Genomic DNA, 20,266 nt, shown 5'->3' with positions numbered 1-20,266 from the left:
TGTGTATTTCTAAAAGAGAATTTATTTATTATTAAAGTCTATATCTTCACTGCTGTTAAGATTGTCATTAACATTTTCTTCTTTTTTGCCCGGTGTTTTTGGTCCGGATGGCTCTACCGGTTTCGGGTTTTTGATTTCGTCCAGCGTCTGCAGTCCGCCATCGTCTCCATAACCTGAGCTTAATCCTTTAAGATTTGAACAGCCGTCTTTCCATTCCGATGGTTTTACAAACTTATCACTCGGAGAAACTCCAAGGCTTTTATCTGCCCATACTTTCTTCATGAAAATGGCCCAGATCGGAAGTGCCATTTTGGCTCCCTGGCCTTCACCTGTTCCATAGAAATGCGTAGCTCTGTCTTCCCAGCCAACCCACGCACCTGTTGCCAGCTTTGGAACGATACCCATAAACCAACCGTCTGAATTATTCTGGGTAGTACCGGTTTTACCTGCAATTTCTATATCTTTTGAAATTCCTTTTCTTCCCAATTCTCCTGAAGCTGTACCATACTGTGCTACTCCTTTCATCAGTTCGATCATAGTATAAGCGTACAGCGGATTCATTACTTCTTTTGGCTCAACATTCACTTCCTTAATTACTCTTCCGTTGGCATCTTCAATTCTCCAGATCATTTCCGGTTTATTGTAATTACCATAGTTAGCAAAAGTACTATAGGCTCCCACCATTTCGTAGATGGTGATGTCGGATGAACCTAATGCCATCGGAAGACTTGTTGAAATCTCTTCTGTTACACCAAGATCTCTCGCCGTCTGAATTACACTTTGTGTCGTTGTCATTTCAGCCAGACGCAGTGCTACAGGGTTTTGAGAGTGTGCTAAAGCATCTTTCAAAGTAAGCATTCCGCCTCTTCCTACTACGTGATAAGTTCCTTTATTAAAGCTTGCATTAGAAACTGTAGAACATGGAGTCATCCCCAGTTTCATAATAGCAGTAGCATATACGAAAGGCTTAAAGGTAGATCCAACCTGTCTTTTCCCCTGTTTGATATGGTCGTACTGGAAGTGCTGCCAGTCGATTCCTCCTACCCAGGCTTTTATTTCCCCGGTTCCGGGAACCATAGACATTAATCCTGCCTGAGCTACTTTCTTATGCCATCTGATAGAATCCCAAGGGGACATTTCTACCTCTTCTTCTCCGGCCCACGTGAAACGTGATGTTTTGATCGGCTTTTTGAATTCCATCATGATAGAATCTTCGGAAACTCCGGCTGCTTTCAGCTGCTTGTAACGTCCGGTTCTTTTCATAGCCTGAACCATCAGGTCGTTGATCTGCTTGCTGTTAAGATAATAAAACGGCCAGTCTTTTCTGCCTCTCTGTTCAGCATCAAATCTTTTCTGAAGATCTGTTAAATGCTCTCTGATAGCCTCTTCGGCATACTTCTGCATCTTGGAATCAAGGGTGACGTAAATTTTTAATCCATCTTTATAAAGATTCAGCTTTTTGCCGTTTTCTTTTTCGTAATCCTTTAAATAAGCATCAATTTCCTTTTTTAAATAAAACTTATAATAAGCGGAATAATCATCATTGATGTTTTTGATCGGATGATAATCTAAAACAATTGGAGTTGCAATGGCTTTATTATAAGTGTCCTGATCTATATATCCCGTCTTCAGCATCTGTTCCAGTACGACATCCCTTCTTGCTTTCGCTCTTTCAGGATTTCTCATCGGGTTATTTTTTACAGGATTTTCCAGCATTGCTACAAACATGGCGGCTTCCGGTAAAGTAAGTTCTGATGTTTTTTTATTGAAATAGATTTTGGATGCCATTTCAATACCGTTAGCATTATATAAGAAATCAAACTTATTAAAATATAAAGTAACGATTTCTTCTTTTGTATATCGCTTTTCAAGACTTACGGCAACTACCCATTCTTTAAGCTTCTGAAACGCTCTTTCAATTTTATTCTGAGAAGCCCCATTGGTAAAAAGCAGTTTGGCAAGCTGTTGTGTGATAGTAGAACCACCTCCGCGTTTTCCACCATAAGCTACAGCTCTGGCGACAGATTGTAAATCGATCCCCGAATGTTCTTTAAAACGTTCATCCTCTTTGGCCTGAAGAGCATATACCAGGTAAGGAGGAAGATCTTTATAAATGATAGGCTGGGTTTTTTCTTTTTCAAATTTTCCCAATAGAACACCATCCGAAGAATAGATCTCGGAGGCGACATAAATATCCGGATTTTCAAGTTCTTTTACATCCGGCATTTCCCCGAGAAAACCTTGGGAAACGGCGAAAAAAATACCTGATATTCCTAATACTACAGCAATAAGTCCGACCCAGATAAATTTCACCCACTTTTTCCAGCCGGTATTTTTTTTCTTAGGAGGAAGAGGGAATGTTTTCCCTTTATTTCCTGTAATTTGTTTGTTTACTTCCATTGATGATTACGGTTTAGCCGTTTCTATTTTTACTCCAATATCTTCGATTCCCGGAAGGATGTCATTTCGCATAGCCTGAGTGAGACCAATCTGATATTTTCCTTTTGTCGGAAATCTGTAATTCAGTTTATACTGAAATAAAGTTTCCTTTGTATCACCGAAGCCGGTTCCCAACCATTCTCCATTAGGTTTTGCCAAAACATAATTCAGCGTATCAGTCTGCTTTTTTTTGGTCTGCATATCGGTGAAGTTTACAATAAACCTGATATTACTGTAAGGATATTCATTATTGTTTCTTACAACAAATATAATATTTTTAGGATTTTGCGGATCCGAAACTTCAAGATTAAATTTCTGTTCGCTTTTCTTATTCCACTTGTTATCAACAGAATTCATAATCACTTCTTCTTTTGAAGAAGAATTACAGCTGAAGAGAAGGATAAGCGAGAATAATCCTAAGATTTTACGCATTATTGTCTTTTTTTGGAGGAAACTTCTTTTTAAATTTTTTCTTGTTCGGGTTTGGTTTTTTGTCAACCTGAGAATCTGCTGCAGCTTCTACTTTTTCCAACTGGGGCTTTTGCTGTGGGTTGTTTTTTTGTTGTTTCTGCTGATTGTTCGGATTCTGATTTTGTGGCCTTTCCTGCTTCTGAGGCCTGTCGGATCTTTCAGGACGTTCCTGTCTTTCAGGTCTGTTGTTGTTTTTTTTCTGTCCCTGATTCTGGTTGTTCTGATTATTATTCGGTCTGTTCTGATTTCTGTTTTTATTGTTTCCTCTTCCTTTCTTCTCGAAACGGTCAACATTATTTTCCTGAATCAGATCTATGCTTGCAAACGAAGTTTCAGGCTGTTTCAGTTCTTCCAGAGGAAGTGTTTTTTCGCCACGTTTATTTTTTGCAATCAGTTTTTTAACGAGATCAATATCAAAATCGTACCAGGCAATAGAATTCTCAACGTATGCAAACCACATTTTCTTTTTGAAAACGTCGATCTTTATGCAGAATGCTCTTCCTTTTTCTGTATCAAGTGTTGTTGAAGAAGACGGGAAATTGCTCAATGCGTCAAGATAGCTGTCCAGCTCGTAATTCAGACAGCATTTAAGTTTGCCACACTGTCCTGCAAGCTTTTGAGGGTTGATGCTCAGCTGCTGATATCGGGCAACGTTAGTGTTAACAGATCTGAAATCCGTAAGCCATGTCGAGCAGCATAATTCTCTTCCACAAGATCCTATTCCTCCCACTTTTGCAGCTTCCTGTCTGAAGCCGATCTGCTTCATATCGATCTTTGTACGGAACGCTCCTGCGTAATCTTTAATTAACTGTCTGAAATCTACACGATTATCAGCAGTATAATAGAACGTAACCTTTGAAGCGTCACCCTGATATTCCACATCGGTGATCTTCATTTCAAGACCAAGCCTGTGGGCGATTTTTCGCGCTTCTATTTTTACGTTTTCTTCTTTTTTTCGTGCTTCCTGCCATACTTCCAGATCTTTCTGGTTGGCCAGCCTGTATATTTTCTGTACAGATTCTTCAGAAAATTTCTTCTTTTTCATCTGAATCTTTACCAGTTCGCCGGTGAGACTTATCACACCTACATCATGTCCGGGACTTGATTCTACTGTTACAACACTACCTATGTGTAATGGAATATTATTTACATTTTTATAAAACGATTTTCTGTCATTTTTAAATCTAACTTCAACAAAATCACATCTGTTCGGTGCGGGATTGTTGATGTTGGAAAGCCAGTCAAAAACACTTAATTTATAACTATTACCACAGGTATCTACATTTTCACAGCCATTCGCGGTCTTCTTGGGTCCGCAAGAATGTGCAGAATCGCCGGATGTTTTACATCCACAACTCATATATAATATGTTTAATTTGCAAATTTATGATTTTTATCTTTATGAGGTCTAAAATAATCAAATATTCAGAAACTTACCTGTTTAGTTTTAAACAAAGCTCTAAAAGTAGTGATTTAGTTTAGTTTAAGCTTCTTATAATCTTAGATTTAGAATAAAACCGAAGCAAAGTATTATTTTAAACATAGTTTTATTTGGTTTTATTGTTTAAAATTTTATGATTTATTAACAGACCTAAGTAAAATAATTTTATATTTGGGTTATATAATAATAGTCTATGAAAAAAATATTAGTATCAACTGCATTATTGGCAGGTGTTCTATCTTATGCAGGAGGTTTCAGGGTTTCTCTGCAGGGGGTAAAACAATTGGCAATGGCACATACCAGTGCTCATGCTGAAGATGCGAGTGTGGCATTCTTCAATCCTGCAGGGATGTCATTCATTCCCTCGAAATTAAGTATTGTAGCCGGTGGATTTGGCGCAAGCAACAGAGTTACTTTTCAAAATCTGAATACATTACAGACTACAGAGACTGATAATCCTTTAGGAACGCCTATTTACGCTGCCGTAACATACAGGCCTCTTGAGAAACTGACTGTTGGTTTCAGCTTTACAACTCCTTTTGGAAGTACTATAGAATGGCCGAATGATTGGGAAGGAAAAGAAATGGTTCAGAAACTTGAACTGAAAAGTTACTATTTCCAACCTATGGTTTCTTATAAATTTAATGACTGGCTGGCTTTCGGAGCAAGCTATATTTATGCTAGAGGTACTGTAAACTGGGATAGAGCGGTTACTCAATTTGGAGGGCAGCTTAATCTTGATAGTAAAGCAAGCGGGCACGGATATAGTTTCGGCTTTTATTTCAGACCGGATCCTAAAGTGGATGTAAGTATTGCTTACCGTTCTCCTGTTGATATGAAAGCTAAAGATGGTACGGCGACATTTAAATTCCCATCTACATCAATCTATCCTTTGTTAGGCTTAAATTCTTCGGGAACAGACGGATTTACCGCAACATTACCTTTGGTTGAGGAATACACCATCGGTTTAACGTATAAAGTAACTCCGAAATGGTTGATCTCTGCAGATTTTAATTATCACGGATGGTCCAGATATACTCAGCTTACCCTCGATTTTGCAAGCGCTCCTCTGGCTACAGGAAATGCAGATCCAACAGTTGTGGTTGCTCCTAAAAATTTCAGGAATGCAAAAACATTCCGTTTGGGAACTCAGTACGCATTCAGCAATATGATTTACGGGCGTCTTGGTGCTTATTATGATGAATCGCCTTACTCTGATGACCACTTTATTCCGGAGACCCCATCTTTCAACACGTATGTTGTGACCGGTGGTGTAGGATTTAAACTAAAGCAGTTCGGGGTTGATATTGCAGGAGGTTATGCAATGCCTCAGTCACGAAATGTAAATAATAAAACCCTTGGTTTCTACGGACAGGCTAAAGCGACGGCTTACTATTTCGGTTTAGGTTTATCTTACAATCCTTTTTAATTGAAGACTATGAAAAAAATTATAATTTCTACATTAGCGATTTCCGCACTTTTATTTACAACGAGCTGCGAGGATGATTTTGATCAAGATGTAAATGATGTTGTAGTAACCAGTGGTGAAGCCAATTTTTCCAGATATGTTGCTTTGGGAAATTCATTAACATCAGGATACAGAGATGGTGCACTCTATTCGGAAGGACAAAATGAGTCTTACCCTTCCATTATTGCACAGCAAATGAAGCTTGCAGGAGGCGGTGATTTTAAACAGCCACTGATGCCTAATAATACAGGGGGCTTTAACAACTTGCCGGGTTTCCCTGGGAAACTTACTCTTAAAGTTGTTAACGGATCATTAACTCCCGTTGCCGGTACTCCCGGAGGAGCGTTGGACAATGTCGCTTCGGGAAGGCCTTACCAGAACATGGGTGTGCCGGGAGCAAAATCCTTTCATCTCGTAGCGCCTGGATACGGAAGTCTTGCAGGTCTTGCAACCGGAACGGCAAATCCTTATTTTGTGAGATTTGCTTCATCTGCCACAACTTCAGTTTTAGTTGATGCAATATCCCAGGTTCCTACTTTCTTCTCTCTGTGGATAGGAAACAATGATGTCCTTTCATATGCAACAAACGGAGGTACAAACTCTCAGACAGTGGGAGGGGTTACCACATACACGGCTGCAACGGTTCAGCCTGACACTGCAAGCCCTGCAACATACAGATCGAATGATATTTCGAATCCTAATATTGTTGCGGGTTCTATCAAAGCGGTTTTGGACGGTCTTAAAGGAGCAGGTGTTACAAAAGGAGTAATCGCCAATATTCCTGACGTTACCAATATTCCTTTTTTTACAAGAGTTCCTTATAATGCAATTCCTTTAGATGCAGCAAAAGCCCAGGCTTTAAACACACAGCTTTATGGACCTTTAAAGGCTGTTCTTACTGCATATGGGCAAGGAAGCAGAATTAACCCTGTCGTAGCTGGAAATAATCCTGTGCTTATTATCGATAATAAATTAGCTGATCTTTCGGCTCAGCTTACGGCTGCTTTAGCAGCAAATGGCTATACTCCTACTCAGGCGGCATTTATAGGTAATGCTTTCGGAAGAGCACGTCAGGCAAAGCAAGGAGAATTAATGCTTCTTACATCCAGCAGCTTATTAGGTTTAGATGCAACAACCAATCAGCCAGCTACTCCGAGTTCTTTATTCATCTATGGTGCAAGTTTCCCAATTGGTGATCAATATTCGTTAACAGCTGATGAAGTAAACAATATTTCTACAGCGGTAACTGCTTATAATACATCCATCAGATCAATGGCAGATTCCTATGGTTTAGCTTTTGTTGATATGAATAAGAAAATGGTAGAACTGAATTCAAAATCAGGGATCACTTATAATGGGGTGAAATACACCGCAACATTTGTTAGTGGAGGTACCTTCTCTCTCGATGGGGTACACCTTACCGGAAGAGGATATGCTATCGTAGCGAATGAATTTATCAAATCAATCAACGCGAAATACAGATCCAATCTGCCGCAGGTTGATGCCAATAAATATTCGGGGGTTAACTTTCCATAATTCTCAATTGAATAAAAACTTAGAAACCACAGGATAGATTCTTGTGGTTTTTTTTTAAATTTGCAAAATCTTTTAAAAAGTAAAAATGGCCCATCAGTTAAGTTATCTATTTTGTACAAGGACGAGCAAGGACTTGGCAGAGAAAATTGCCCAGTATTATGGGAAAGAATTAGGAAAAATAAACTTTCAGGAGTTCAGCGACGGAGAATTTGAACCGGTTCTGGACGAATCTGTAAGAGGAGGAAGAGTTTTCCTGATCGGATCCACATTCCCTCCGGCGGATAATCTTTTAGAACTTCTTCTAATGATTGACGCAGCAAAAAGAGCCTCTGCAAAAAGCATTACGGTAGTGCTTCCTTATTTCGGACTTGCCAGACAAGACAGAAAAGACAAGCCGAGAGCGCCAATCGGTGCAAAGCTTGTAGCCAACCTTTTAACGGCTGCAGGAGCAACCAGAGTAATGACGATGGATCTTCACGCAGATCAGATCCAGGGATTCTTTGAAATACCGGTGGATCATTTATATGCATCTACAATTTTCGTAGATTATATCAGAGACCTTAATCTTGAAAACCTTACGATTGCTTCTCCGGATATGGGTGGAGCTAAAAGAGCGAAAAATTATGCAGGGCACCTTGGTGCAGATGTAGTTATTGCTTATAAGGAAAGAAAAAAAGCAAACGTTGTAGAAGAGATGTTTCTTATCGGGGATGTAGTAGGTAAAAATGTGATTCTTATCGATGATATGATTGATACGGCAGGGACACTTTGCAAAGCTGCAGATATCCTGATGGAAAAAGGGGCGAAAACTGTAAGAGCCATGGCAACTCACGGCGTGCTTTCAGGAAAGGCTTATGAGAATATCGAAAACTCAAAGCTATTGGAAGTTATTGTAACTGACTCGATTCCTGTAAAAAATAATTTGTCATCTAAAATAAAAGTGCTATCTTGCGCCCCATTATTTGCAGACGTTATGAAGATGGTTCATGAGCATCAATCAATTAGCAGTAAGTTTGTTATTTAATTGACAGTTAGAGTTTTGCGAATTTAATTTTAAACAATTTTTTAAATTTTTATAAATGAAATCTATTACAATTCAAGGTACAAAAAGAGAAAGCGTGGGCAAAAAGTCTACAAAAGCTTTACGTGATGCTGAATTAGTTCCTTGTGTTGTTTACGGAGGTGGTGAGCCATTGAACTTCTCTGCAGAAGAGAAAGCATTCAAAGGTTTAGTATATACTCCTGAAGCACACACGGTATCTATTGAGGTTGATGGTCAAACAATTCCGGCTGTTCTTCAGGATATTCAGTTTCACCCGATTACTGACAAAATTCTTCACGCAGATTTCTATCAGTTAGCTGACGATAAGCCAGTTATCATGGAGGTTCCTGTAAGAATCACTGGTCGTTCTAAAGGTGTTGTAGCTGGTGGTGTTCTTCGTCAGTCTTTCAGAAAACTGAAAGTGAAAGCGATTCCTGCTAACTTACCAGATGAGATCGTTGTAGATGTTACTCCATTAAGAATTGGTAACAAGCTTTACATCGGTGGAATCAAAACTGAAGGGTTTTCTTTCATGCACCCGGACAATGCAGTTGTTGTAGCTGTTAAGATGTCTAGAAATGCAATGAAAGGTGGTGCTGCAGCAATGGATGATGAAGATGAAGAAGAAGTTGCAACTGAAGAAGGAGCAGCTCCGGCAGCAGAAGAAACTACTGCAGCAGAATAAGAATTTCTTATCTGAACAATATAGAACCTGTCAATTTATTGGCAGGTTTTTTCTTTTTAGATTACATCTATAATCATATTTCTACACAATACCTTTAGAAAAAAAGCCGTAAATTTGAAGTGTTCTAAATAAGAACGTTTTAATTTAAAAATTTAATAAATGTTTGACATTCAGGAAATCAGAAGTCAGTTTTCTATATTAAATCAGAAGGTGAACGGTAAACCATTGGTTTATCTCGATAATGCAGCAACATCACAGAAACCGGATTCCGTTTTAACAACATGGGAGCGGTATTATAAAGAGATTAACGCCAATGTACACAGAGGGATTCATACGCTGAGCCAGCTGGCAACCGAAGAAATGGAACGTTCCAGAAGAAAAATTCAGAATTTTATTAATGCAAAACATGATTTTGAGGTAATTTTTACCAAAGGAACAACGGAAGGCCTTAATTTGATCTCATATATTTTAACACAAAAGCTTAAAAAGGATGATGAGATCATTATCTCTTATTTGGAACACCATTCCAATATTGTTCCTTGGCAACTGCTTTGTGAAAGAACAGGTGCAAAACTGAGAGTTATTCCTATTGACGAACAAGGTATTCTCCAGCTTGATGTATTTGATACTTTTTTAAGTGAAAAAACCAAAGTGGTTTCTGTAAATCATGTTTCCAATGCTTTGGGAATTGTAAACCCTATCGAGGAAATCATTGCAAAAACAAGAAAAAATACCGATGCTTATATTGTAATTGACGGTGCTCAGTCTGCACCGCACTTTACCATCGATGTTCAGAAAATGGACTGTGATTTCTATGTTTTTTCCGGACATAAAATGTACGCCCCGATGGGTACAGGAATTCTGTATGGGAAGCAAAATATTCTTGAAGAACTTCCGCCATTTCATGGAGGAGGAGAGATGATTGCGACTTGTTCATTTGATGGAACTACCTATGCGCCACTGCCTTTCAAATATGAAGCAGGAACCCCGAATGTTGGTGGAAATATAGCATTGGGAGCAGCGGTGGACTTTATCCTGAAAGTGGGGCAAGAAAATATTCAGAAGCATGAAAATGCCTTGCTGGAATATGCTCAAAGAAGATTGCTGGAATTGGAAGGCATAAAGATCTATGGTGAAAAAGCCAATAGAACAGGTGTGGTTTCTTTTAATCTTGAAGGCGTTGGTATTGCTTCCGATGTAGGAATGATTCTGGATAAATTAGGAATTGCCGTAAGAACGGGACACCACTGTACGCAGCCTATCATGGATTTTTTCAATATTGCAGGTACGGTAAGAGCCAGTTTTGCCGTGTACAACGAATTTCATGAAATCGATCTTCTGGTGGAGGGAGTAAAAAAAGCGCAGAGAATGCTTAGATAGTTTTCGCATTTTCCTGTACAATAAAAACCCGGGCGGAAATTTTTCCGCCCGGGTCTGTTTTAATTATCAGCAATTTTAATTAAGACCGGAATCGCACATTTCAATAGGAACCAGACAGCTTGTTGAGGTACATGGGTTTCCGGTAGGAATCTGCAGACAGCAAGCGTGGTAGCCGTTGTATATAATGTGATAAGTATTTCCAGGACAGGTATGACCGCCCATTACTTGTTTTAAGTTTTCTCTCTGGAGTTTTCTTAGATTTTTCATAGTATTTTTATTTAGTGATTTTGTAATTATTTCACTAAGTTATGAAAAATAATAATAGAATGAAAGTAAACAGAAAAATTCTTGTTTCTGTAAGGAATTATATATTTATTAAAAAAATTTTTTAAGGCTGTAACCTTTTTGGTTTTTTCTTGTCTTACTAATAGAAACAAATAATTATGAGGATTTCGTTCGGAAATAAAAAAGATGATTTGCTTGTCCGGCTTAAAAAGCAGGATCCGGCTGCGCAGAAAATTTTTTATGATCAGAATGTAAAAAAATACCTGAGTATAAGCCGAAGTTATATTAACGATCTTTACCAAGCCGAAGACTGCGTAATTAAAGCATTCTGCAAAATTTTTAAAAGTATTGAAAGTTTTCGCGCCGAGGGAAGCTTTGATGGATGGGCAAGAAGAATTGTCGTGAATGAATGTCTGAATTTCATTAAAAGCAATAAAACGGTTTTTTATCTTGATGATATCAGCGAATCTTATCTGGAGGAAATGTATGATGAGGAAATAATATTTGATTTTAATGCCCAGGAACTTCTTGATCAGCTTCCAGATGCATACAGGATGGTTTTTAACCTGTACGTCTTTGAAGATTATTCGCACCAGGAAATTGCCGATCTCCTGCAGATTTCAACAGCCGTAAGCAAAACACAATTATTCAGAGCAAAAGAGAAAATGAGGAAAATTTACTTTCAACAACAAAAAGCCTTGAGAAATGAAAATGTCTGAAAATAGTATAGAATATCAGGTTAAAAAACAGATCAGCGAAAGGGAAGTTGCGCCTTCCAGAGATTTATGGTCTGAAATTCAGGCTCATAAACCTGTTGAATCTGCAAGAACTAAAATCAACTGGTTTTTAGTGGCAGCTTGTGTGGTTTTAACATTCAGTTTGGGAATAGTACTCTTTTTTAATCAGGATAATCATGTGACTGAAAGGTATGAAAATATTGCTAAGGTCGGTAAGACTGAAGTTCAGCTTCCTGCGCAGAATAAGCTTCAGAAGAAATCAGCGAAATTAATCGTTAAAAATACTGAACAAAAAATTGCAGCAGAAAAAATTTCAGCAGATAATCAAAAAGTTCTGAAGGAATCACCGGCTGTTATACATGATGAACTGCCTTTAATACAACAAAATTCGCCGCATGTTATAGCAGAAATCACACCTGTTGAATCGGCTAAAATAATTGCACAATCAGATTCGGCTAAAATACATGTGAAAAAGAAACGGTATGTTGATCCTTCAACGCTGCTTTTTTCAGTCGAACACAAAGATGTTATTGAAAAAACAAAAGGAAAAAGCAATGTGGCAAGCATTGATCTGAACGAAAAATAAAATCAATTTTAAACAATAAAAAACTATTATAATATGATCAGGAAATTTATCATGATGGGAGGGCTATGCCTATTGTCTACAGCGATATTTGCTCAGAAAAAGCCGGTATTCAGTCTTCAGCCAAAAGAAGACACCGAAGTAAGTCCAATTGTAAAAGAAAAGGTGGACGAATATGCAAAAAAGATTGATACGATCATTAAGGAGGAAAAAAAACTGATGGAAGTAGAGTTAACTGAGCTTCAGTCTAAAAATCTTCCTAAAGCAGAATTCAATGAACAAAAATCATTGATTGCCAGTAAGTATTCTGAGAAGATAGATCAGAGAATTGAAGAATTAGGCTTTGATATGGATGCCGTTATTCAAAAACAGGTACGGTATTCTCTCCTTAATTCTGATGTGACTTCTAATGAGGAGTTAAAGGAAAAGTTGTTGAAAAAATTCAGACCAACAAAAGAACTTTCTCCTTATATCTCTTATTCTATTATGAATCTTACAAACGATAAGGCAGATAATATTTTGGATAACAATCTGCGTTATGCCGGAAATTTTGAATTTGGGCTTAAATTCAATTACCAGTTCAGCAGAACAAGTCCATGGGGATTAATTTCCGGAATCGGATTTTCCTGGAGAACATTGAGTATTGATAACAATATGTTTGTGGCAAAAGATGCCAATTCCAATGTATATCTGGCAAATTATGAAAAAGGATTGAGTAAAAGTAAGCTCAGAACAGGTTATATTGTCGTTCCGCTGGGATTGCAGTACAATTTTTCAAAGCTGAAAAATGCAGGTCTGGATGTCCAGTACAGAGATTATTCTCATGGATTTAAAGTGGGCGCCAATATCTACGGAGGAGTAAAAATGTCTACCAATAATATTATCAAAGGTGACGGAATAAGCGACAGAGACAGAAGCGACTATCGGGTAAGTCCTTTTATTTACGGAGGGCAGTTTACAGTTTCTTATGATGATTTCAGCATCTTTGTTAAAAAAGATTTCGGAAATTTCTTTAAAAATGGAACCTTTGAAAACGATAAAGCTTTAACTTTCGGAGTTGCACTCTGGTGGTAATGCACACATTCATATATAACAAAACGCCTGGAAAATTTCCGGGCGTTTTTCTTACAATATTAACTGTTTAAATTTAATTTTTTTATTTCATACTTCCTACCATGTCTTCAGGTTTCACCCATTCGTCAAACTGTTCGGCCGTTAAAAGTCCGAGCTTCACAGCTTCTTCTTTAAGAGTTGTTCCGTTTTTATGGGCTGTTTTTGCAATTTTTGCTGCGTTTTCATAACCGATATGTGTGTTCAAAGCGGTAACAAGCATCAACGACTTGTCTACCAGTTCTTTAATTCTTTCATGATTCGGCTCTATTCCTACCGCACAATGATCGTTAAAGGAAATACATGCATCAGCAATTAGCTGGGCCGACTGTAAAAAGTTGAAAGCCATCACCGGTTTGAAAACATTCAGCTCATAATTTCCCTGTGTTCCGGCAAAAGAAATAGTCGTGTCATTTCCTAACACCTGTGCACAAACCATTGTCATCGCTTCATTTTGCGTAGGATTTACTTTTCCAGGCATGATGGAAGATCCCGGTTCGTTCTCAGGAATATGAATTTCCCCGATCCCGGAACGCGGTCCGGAAGCCAATAATCTGATATCCTGAGCAATTTTGAATAGTGAAACTGCCAGTTGTTTTAAAGCGCCATGAGATTCCACAATTGCATCGTGAGCTGCTAAAGCTTCAAACTTATTTTCTGCAGTTACAAATGGATGATTGGTAAATTTAGCAATATATTCAGCGACTTTTACATCATAGCCTTTCGGAGTGTTCAGTCCGGTTCCTACTGCCGTTCCTCCCAAAGCCAATTCTGAAAGATGCGGAAGGGTGTTTTTTAAAGCTTTTAAACCGTAATTCAACTGGGCAACATAGCCGGAAAATTCCTGTCCCAAAGTTAATGGTGTTGCATCCATTAAATGTGTTCTGCCGATTTTAACGATATCTTTGAAAGCTTCTGATTTTTCAGCTAAAGTATTTCTTAATTTTTCAACAGCAGGAATCGTCACTTCCACAACTTTACGATAGGCTGCAATATGCATTGCCGTAGGATAGGTGTCGTTGGACGACTGGGATTTGTTGACGTCATCATTCGGGTGAATTTCCGATTTTTCGCCTAAAGTTCCGCCATTGTTTACATGAGCCCTGTTCGAGATCACTTCATTCACATTCATATTAGACTGTGTTCCGGATCCGGTTTGCCAGATAACCAAAGGAAATTGGTCATTCAGTTTTCCATCAAGAATTTCATCACATACTTTTGCAATCATATCTCTTTTCTCTACAGGAAGAACGCCCAGATCAGCGTTGGTATAAGCGGCTGCTTTTTTAAGGTAAGCAAATGCTTCAATGATTTCGTGCGGCATCGAGCCTTCCGGGCCGATTTTGAAATTGTTTCTGGATCTTTCGGTTTGTGCACCCCAAAACTTGTCTGCAGGTACCTGCACTTCACCCATGGTGTCTTTTTCTATTCTGTAATTCATTGTGATTGAAGTTTTATTATATTCAGGTTAAGGCTTAAGAAATTCAGTCTCTATTTAATCTTGGCCTGATTCTATAAAATTACATATAAATAAAAACACTCACAATTTATAATCATTATAAATATCAATCTAAGCCTCTGATTTTACTCATGTTTTTTTGCGAAGTTTTATTTTTGCATCCAAAGAAAAAAGAAGAATGGAATTTAGATATCAGGATCCGTATCCGATTCAGAAAGATGATACGGTGTACAAGAAGCTTACCTCAGACTATGTAAAAGTTGAAAAATTAGGAGACCGGGAAATTTTAACCATCGATCCGAAGGGCCTCGAATTGCTGGCCGAAGAAGCAATGGCAGATGTCTCTTTCATGCTCCGTTCTTCCCATTTGGAAAGCTTGAGAAGGATCATTGACGATCCCGAAGCTACTGATAATGACAGATTTGTTGCTTATAATCTATTGCAAAATGCAGCAGTGGCAGCGGAAGGCGCCTTACCTTCATGCCAGGATACAGGAACAGCAATTGTAATGGGTAAAAAAGGAGAAAATGTATACACGGGTGTTGATGACGGAGAATATTTAAGCAAAGGAATTTACAATACCTATCAGAAAAGAAACTTAAGATATTCTCAGGTAGTACCTTTAACCATGTTTGATGAGAAAAATTCGGGATCCAATCTTCCGGCGCAGATCGATATTTATGCTAAAAAAGGAGATTATTACGAATTTTTATTCTTAACAAAAGGAGGAGGTTCTGCCAATAAAACGTTCCTTTACCAAAAAACAAAGTCTTTACTGAACGAAAAATCCCTGGAAGAATTTATCAAAGAAAAAATTTCTGATCTGGGAACGGCTGCATGTCCGCCTTATCATCTGGCGTTGGTAATCGGGGGAACTTCTGCGGAAGCGAATTTGGCGGCTGTGAAAAAAGCTTCTGCAAAATATTATGATCATCTGCCTACTGAGGGTAACGAAGCAGGACAGGCTTTCAGAGATCTGGAATGGGAAGCAAAAGTTCAGAAAATATGCCAGGAAAGTGCGATTGGAGCTCAGTTTGGCGGAAAATATCTTACTCATGACGTGAGAGTGATCAGACTTCCCCGTCACGCCGCTTCATGTCCTGTCGGGATGGGAGTTTCCTGTTCAGCAGACAGAAATATTAAAGGTAGAATTACAAAAGAAGGTATTTTCCTGGAACAGCTGGAAGAAAATCCGAAAAGATTCTTACCTGATACGCCGCCGCATCTTGAGGAAGCCATTGAGATTAATCTGAACAAACCAATGCCGGAAATTCTGGCAGAGCTTTCAAAATATCCGATTAAAACAAGATTAAAATTAAACGGAACTTTAATCGTTGCGAGAGATATCGCCCACGCTAAAATCAAAGAAATTATCGACAGCGGAAAACCGATGCCTGATTATTTTAAAAATCATCCCATTTATTACGCAGGTCCCGCAAAAACTCCGGAAGGAATGGCTTCGGGAAGTTTCGGCCCTACCACAGCAGGAAGAATGGATGTGTATGTGGACGAATTCCAGAGTCATGGCGGAAGCATGATTATGCTGGCCAAAGGAAACAGAAGTAAAGACGTTACCAATGCCTGCGGAAAGTACGGCGGTTTTTATCTGGGCTCTATCGGAGGCCCTGCTGCTATTCTGGCAAAAGACAATATTCTTTCCGTTGAGGTGGTGGATTTCCCGGAATTAGGAATGGAAGCGGTAAGAAAAATTGAAGTGAAAGATTTCCCGGCCTTCATCATTACTGATGATAAAGGAAACGACTTCTTTGCAGATCTGGCGCATTAGAAAATATAAACACAGATAGATAAAAGACGGATAGAGAACAGATAAATAAAACTAAAAACCATAATCCATCATCTATTTGTCCATCATCTTTTAGTCTTTTTAATTAAAATCAAAATAAATAACAAAATAGGACGGCTATCTTTTGTGTAAAAAAATAAAATGTCCTATTTTTGCCTAAAATCTTTAAGAAAATGATAACGATTTTATCAGCATTTTGGCCGTTTTACCAGTTCCTCTGGACTGTATTTTTCATAATCATGTTCCTTGTGGGATTCTGGTGTATCTTTATGTTCTTCGGATTTGTAATTCCTTTATGGTTAACTGAAGGTCTGAAAGAATACTTCGGGAAAGTGAAGCCTTTTGATCCTGAAGATATCAGAAGCAAAATGGTTTACGAGCAGGAAGGAGTAGAGGTAATCTACAATGAGCCAAAAGGTCATGGTCCTTTTATTCATGACCACAGCCACGACAGCCACGGACATCATTAATTGATTGTCATTGTTTTCCCACATGAATTCCGGGAAAGCAATATCAAAGCAAAACAACATATACTAAAACCACTTATTTCGGTAAGTGGTTTTTCTTTTATTCCAATTTTTGAAATCGTCGGATGAGATTTTTGTGGGCCTTTTTTATAAGTAGCAGCTTATTTAAAATTAAGTTATTTTAAGGAAAATCAATTCCTGAAGTTGCTTTAAATCAGATCAGATTAAATATATCTTCATAAAAAATAAAATTAAAATAACTATTATCGGATTATAATAAACATTTATGATAATATAAAAGATTGAATTTTTTGGCAATTGTATTTAATTATAAAATTATTTTGCTGGAAAACATAAATAGTAATATGTTAAAATTTATCATTTTTTTCATAATAAATAATTAGTTTTCAAAAAAAGAAATTACTTTCGTGTAACTAAAGAAACGATTATGAAGAAATTTTATTCTGGTATTTTATTGCTTATGGTGGCCCTGGTCTTCGGGCAGATAAGCTATACCATCACCCCGAACCCCTTTAACGAGACAGATGCTATTACCTTGACGGTTCCTGGAAATCAGATAGATGAATCCGCTTGGGGAGTTGCCAACAACGCCGTTTATATCTGGTCCTGGTCTCTGGACACAAACTATCAGAACAGCCAGGATTGCCCTACGAATGGAAGCTGGACAAACTCTAATGAATTGAACAGGCTGAATTACAATTCAGCAACAGACACGTATTCTCTAACGTTTACACCCACTGCTTTTTATGGCAGAACGGGAATCGGAAGATTCGGGTTTTTATTGAAAAATAAAACAGGTACAAGCCAGACTTCTCCGGATATCTTTGTGAATGTTGGAATTCTAAATTTAAGCATGACCAATCCGGCTGTCAACAGTCTTACGTCTGTTCCTGCAGGAAATTCTATAAATGTTACGGCCACAACCAATGTTAATGCAACATTCCAGCTAAAAGCCAATGGAAGTGTAGTTCATTCTACTTCAACACCTTCAACTTCTTATTCGTACAGCTATACGGTAACGGGAGATGCGAATATGGAATTGATCGCAACGGATGCCAATTCAAATACGAAAAATGCTACATTTATTCTTCAGGTTCCGCGAAACGTTGTTTCGGAGGCTATTCCGAGCTGGATTAAGCAGGGAATAAACTATCATCCTACCGATCAGACAAAAGTAGGACTGGCGTTATATGCTCCTTTTAAAAATTTTGTACACGTTATCGGAAGTTTTAATAACTGGACGGTAAACGATACCTACTTAATGAAGAGAGACACAACAAACCCGGACTTGTACTGGATTGAACTGAGTGGCCTTACTCCACAACAGCTCTATACATTCCAATACAGAACAAACGACCTTAGAAAGGTGGCAGATCCATATTCTCCACAGATTTTATCTTCTTATGATGATCAGTGGATTACCTCTTCCACTTACCCGAATTTACCGGCATTCCCTACAGGTCAGGGCTTTGAAGTTTCCATGTTTAAAACTGGCCAGTCTCCTTATAACTGGCAGGTTACCAACTTCCAGCGACCAGCTAAAGATAATCTTGTGATTTATGAATTATTATTAAGGGATTTCACGCAGGAAAAAACATGGCAGTCATTAATTAACAAGATTACTTATTTAAAAAATTTAAAGATTAATGCGATTGAATTAATGCCTATCATGGAATTTGAAGGGAATCTCTCCTGGGGATATAATACCTCTTTCCATTATGCATTAGATAAAGCGTACGGAACCCCTGAAAAGTTCAAAGAATTTGTTGATATCTGTCATCAGAACGGTATTGCCGTAATTTTGGATGTCGCTTTTAATCATGCTACCGGCCGTTCGCCATTGGTTAGGCTTTGGAATGTAGATCCGGATGGTGACGGATATGGTGATGTTGCCACTAATAATCCTTACTTCAATACGGTTCCGAAACATTCTTATAATGTTTTTAATGATTTTAACCATTCAAGTTCTTCAACTAAATATTACGTTGAAAGATGCCTTCAACAATGGCTTACCGAATATAAAATTGATGGTTTCCGATGGGATCTTACCAAAGGATTTACCCAAAACTGCTCTGAAAATGATGAAACCTGCACCAATGCCTACCAGCAGGACAGAGTAGATATTTTAAAATATTATGCAGACAGACAATGGACAATAGATCCGAATTCTTACATGATTTTTGAGCACTTAGGAACGGATGCCGAAGAGCAGCAATGGGCCAATTACAGAGTTGCGGAAGGAAAAGGTGTGATGCTTTGGAATAAACAAACTGATCCTTACAACCAAAATACAATGGGCTATAAGGAAAACAGCAGTTACGATAGAATGAATCATGCACTTCATGGCTTTACAAATATGCATGCGGTAGGTTTTGGTGAAAGTCATGATGAAGAAAGATTAATGTTTAAGAACCTGGCTTATGGAGCTGTAAACGGAAGCTATGATGTGAAAAATCTTAATACCGCTTTAGAAAGAATGAAAACGTTCGGAGCTACTTTCTTCACTATTCCGGGGCCTAAAATGATATGGCAGTTTGGCGAGCTGGGCTACGAATTCAGTATCAACAGATGTGGCGACGGCTCTATTAACCCTGGATGCAGAACGGATGAAAAACCAATTGCGTTTACACTTGGATATGATACCAACGTTAATAGAAAAGCTGTATATGATACCTGGGCTAAAATTATTGATATCAGAAATGCATATCCTGTTTTCAGATCGAAGACATATACTGTAGAATCTAATAATCTTACCAACGATCCGAACGGATTGATTACAAGAATCTATGTTTACGATAATACCCTTACCAACGGTGTGAAAAATATTGTCGTAGTGGCAAACTACAACACAACAGCACAGAATGTAGTTCCATATTTCCCTTATACAGGGCAGTGGCAGAATCTTATGGATAATTCAATCTCAAACATCACTTCTACCACGGCAGCCATCACTTTACAGCCGGGAGAGTTCAGAATTTTCGGAAACTATGTAGGAAATTTGTCAACAATTGATGAAACCGCAGCCTATAAACTGTCATTGCAGATCGCAGATAATCCGGTGAAAAACGGTTTGGCAATATTAATGTATCACAAAGCCAAAAACGGAGAAATTTTAATCTACGATATGAGTGGTAAGAGAGTTGATAGCTTTAAACTTAAAAATGAAGACGGGACATATGAATTAAACGCTAATTATGCGCCGGGTACCTATCTGGTTCATTTAAAATCAGATTCTGGAGTTGCTATTCAGAAAATGATTATACAATAAACTTAGGCCGCTTCAAGCGGTCTTTTTTTATGTTGAAAATAAGTTTATGGATAAGACTTTAAATAAGAAC

Annotated in this window: 16 protein-coding genes; 11 read left to right on the top strand and 5 right to left on the bottom strand. The window is 38.1% G+C overall.

The features are described 5' to 3' along the window. Positions 1–21: 21 nt before the first annotated feature. Genes M0D58_RS10390 through M0D58_RS10380 form a run of 3 tightly spaced genes read right to left on the bottom strand, consistent with a single transcriptional unit; the run spans position 22 to position 4,270 of the window. Positions 22–2,400 (bottom strand): penicillin-binding protein 1A, encoded by a 2,379-nt coding sequence (locus M0D58_RS10390; protein WP_248389009.1) that lies wholly within the window; start codon positions 2,398–2,400, stop codon positions 22–24. A gap of 6 nt (positions 2,401–2,406) precedes the next feature. Continuing rightward, the gene (locus tag M0D58_RS10385; protein WP_248389008.1) at positions 2,407–2,871 is read right to left on the bottom strand and encodes a gliding motility lipoprotein GldH; all 465 of its coding nucleotides are present in this window, start codon (positions 2,869–2,871) and stop codon (positions 2,407–2,409) included. After that, positions 2,864–4,270 (bottom strand): PSP1 domain-containing protein, encoded by a 1,407-nt coding sequence (locus M0D58_RS10380; protein ID WP_248389007.1) that lies wholly within the window; start codon positions 4,268–4,270, stop codon positions 2,864–2,866. The genes M0D58_RS10385 and M0D58_RS10380 overlap by 8 nt, the downstream gene beginning before the upstream one ends. A gap of 274 nt (positions 4,271–4,544) precedes the next feature. Here M0D58_RS10380 and M0D58_RS10375 point away from each other — a divergent pair, with 274 nt between their 5' ends. From M0D58_RS10375 to M0D58_RS10355, 5 genes are all read left to right on the top strand, one after another. Next, complete coding sequence (locus M0D58_RS10375; RefSeq protein ID WP_248389006.1) at positions 4,545–5,780, top strand: OmpP1/FadL family transporter; 1,236 nt, start codon at positions 4,545–4,547, stop codon at positions 5,778–5,780. Between the two features lie 9 nt (positions 5,781–5,789). Next, a complete protein-coding gene (locus M0D58_RS10370) occupies positions 5,790–7,355 on the top strand; it encodes an SGNH/GDSL hydrolase family protein (protein WP_248389005.1) in 1,566 nt (521 codons plus the stop codon). A gap of 85 nt (positions 7,356–7,440) precedes the next feature. Further along, positions 7,441–8,379: a ribose-phosphate pyrophosphokinase gene (locus M0D58_RS10365; RefSeq protein WP_248389003.1), complete on the top strand. Its 939-nt coding sequence runs from the start codon at positions 7,441–7,443 to the stop codon at positions 8,377–8,379. 55 nt (positions 8,380–8,434) lie between these two features. Then, a complete protein-coding gene (locus M0D58_RS10360) occupies positions 8,435–9,082 on the top strand; it encodes a 50S ribosomal protein L25/general stress protein Ctc (RefSeq protein WP_090000564.1) in 648 nt (215 codons plus the stop codon). 159 nt (positions 9,083–9,241) lie between these two features. Next, positions 9,242–10,462 carry an aminotransferase class V-fold PLP-dependent enzyme gene (locus M0D58_RS10355; RefSeq protein ID WP_248389001.1) on the top strand — a complete coding sequence of 407 codons (1,221 nt, stop codon included), beginning with the start codon at positions 9,242–9,244 and terminating at the stop codon, positions 10,460–10,462. Between the two features lie 75 nt (positions 10,463–10,537). Here M0D58_RS10355 and M0D58_RS10350 read toward each other — a convergent pair whose 3' ends face one another. Next, entirely contained in the window at positions 10,538–10,729 is a 192-nt protein-coding gene (locus tag M0D58_RS10350) for a bacteriocin-like protein (protein ID WP_248388999.1), read from the bottom strand. Positions 10,730–10,905: 176 nt separating this feature from the next. Here M0D58_RS10350 and M0D58_RS10345 point away from each other — a divergent pair, with 176 nt between their 5' ends. The 3 genes from M0D58_RS10345 to M0D58_RS10335 are packed head-to-tail and all read left to right on the top strand — an operon-like array spanning position 10,906 to position 13,141. Beyond that, positions 10,906–11,466 carry an RNA polymerase sigma factor gene (locus tag M0D58_RS10345; RefSeq protein ID WP_248388997.1) on the top strand — a complete coding sequence of 187 codons (561 nt, stop codon included), beginning with the start codon at positions 10,906–10,908 and terminating at the stop codon, positions 11,464–11,466. Continuing rightward, entirely contained in the window at positions 11,453–12,070 is a 618-nt protein-coding gene (locus M0D58_RS10340; protein ID WP_248388995.1) for a hypothetical protein, read from the top strand. Before M0D58_RS10345 ends, M0D58_RS10340 begins: the two co-directional genes overlap by 14 nt. 33 nt (positions 12,071–12,103) lie before the next feature. Continuing rightward, a complete protein-coding gene (locus tag M0D58_RS10335; protein WP_248388993.1) occupies positions 12,104–13,141 on the top strand; it encodes an outer membrane beta-barrel protein in 1,038 nt (345 codons plus the stop codon). Between the two features lie 82 nt (positions 13,142–13,223). Here the strand turns inward: M0D58_RS10335 and fumC are convergent, their stop codons facing one another. Then, positions 13,224–14,618 carry a class II fumarate hydratase gene (fumC, locus tag M0D58_RS10330; protein WP_248388991.1) on the bottom strand — a complete coding sequence of 465 codons (1,395 nt, stop codon included), beginning with the start codon at positions 14,616–14,618 and terminating at the stop codon, positions 13,224–13,226. 196 nt (positions 14,619–14,814) lie between these two features. Between fumC and M0D58_RS10325 the strand changes: the two genes are divergently transcribed. The 3 genes from M0D58_RS10325 to M0D58_RS10315 all read left to right on the top strand — a co-directional run bounded on the left by M0D58_RS10325 (position 14,815) and on the right by M0D58_RS10315 (position 20,196). Beyond that, positions 14,815–16,422: a fumarate hydratase gene (locus M0D58_RS10325; protein ID WP_248388989.1), complete on the top strand. Its 1,608-nt coding sequence runs from the start codon at positions 14,815–14,817 to the stop codon at positions 16,420–16,422. A 191-nt stretch (positions 16,423–16,613) separates the two neighbouring features. After that, positions 16,614–16,910 carry a hypothetical protein gene (locus tag M0D58_RS10320; RefSeq protein ID WP_177175296.1) on the top strand — a complete coding sequence of 99 codons (297 nt, stop codon included), beginning with the start codon at positions 16,614–16,616 and terminating at the stop codon, positions 16,908–16,910. Between the two features lie 445 nt (positions 16,911–17,355). Beyond that, positions 17,356–20,196 (top strand): alpha-amylase family glycosyl hydrolase, encoded by a 2,841-nt coding sequence (locus M0D58_RS10315; RefSeq protein ID WP_248388987.1) that lies wholly within the window; start codon positions 17,356–17,358, stop codon positions 20,194–20,196. Positions 20,197–20,266: the final 70 nt, after the last annotated feature.

Source organism: Chryseobacterium nepalense (assembly GCF_023195755.1).
GTDB classification, from domain to species: Bacteria; Bacteroidota; Bacteroidia; order Flavobacteriales; family Weeksellaceae; genus Chryseobacterium; species Chryseobacterium nepalense.
This window is presented reverse-complemented; position numbering and strand designations above follow the sequence as displayed.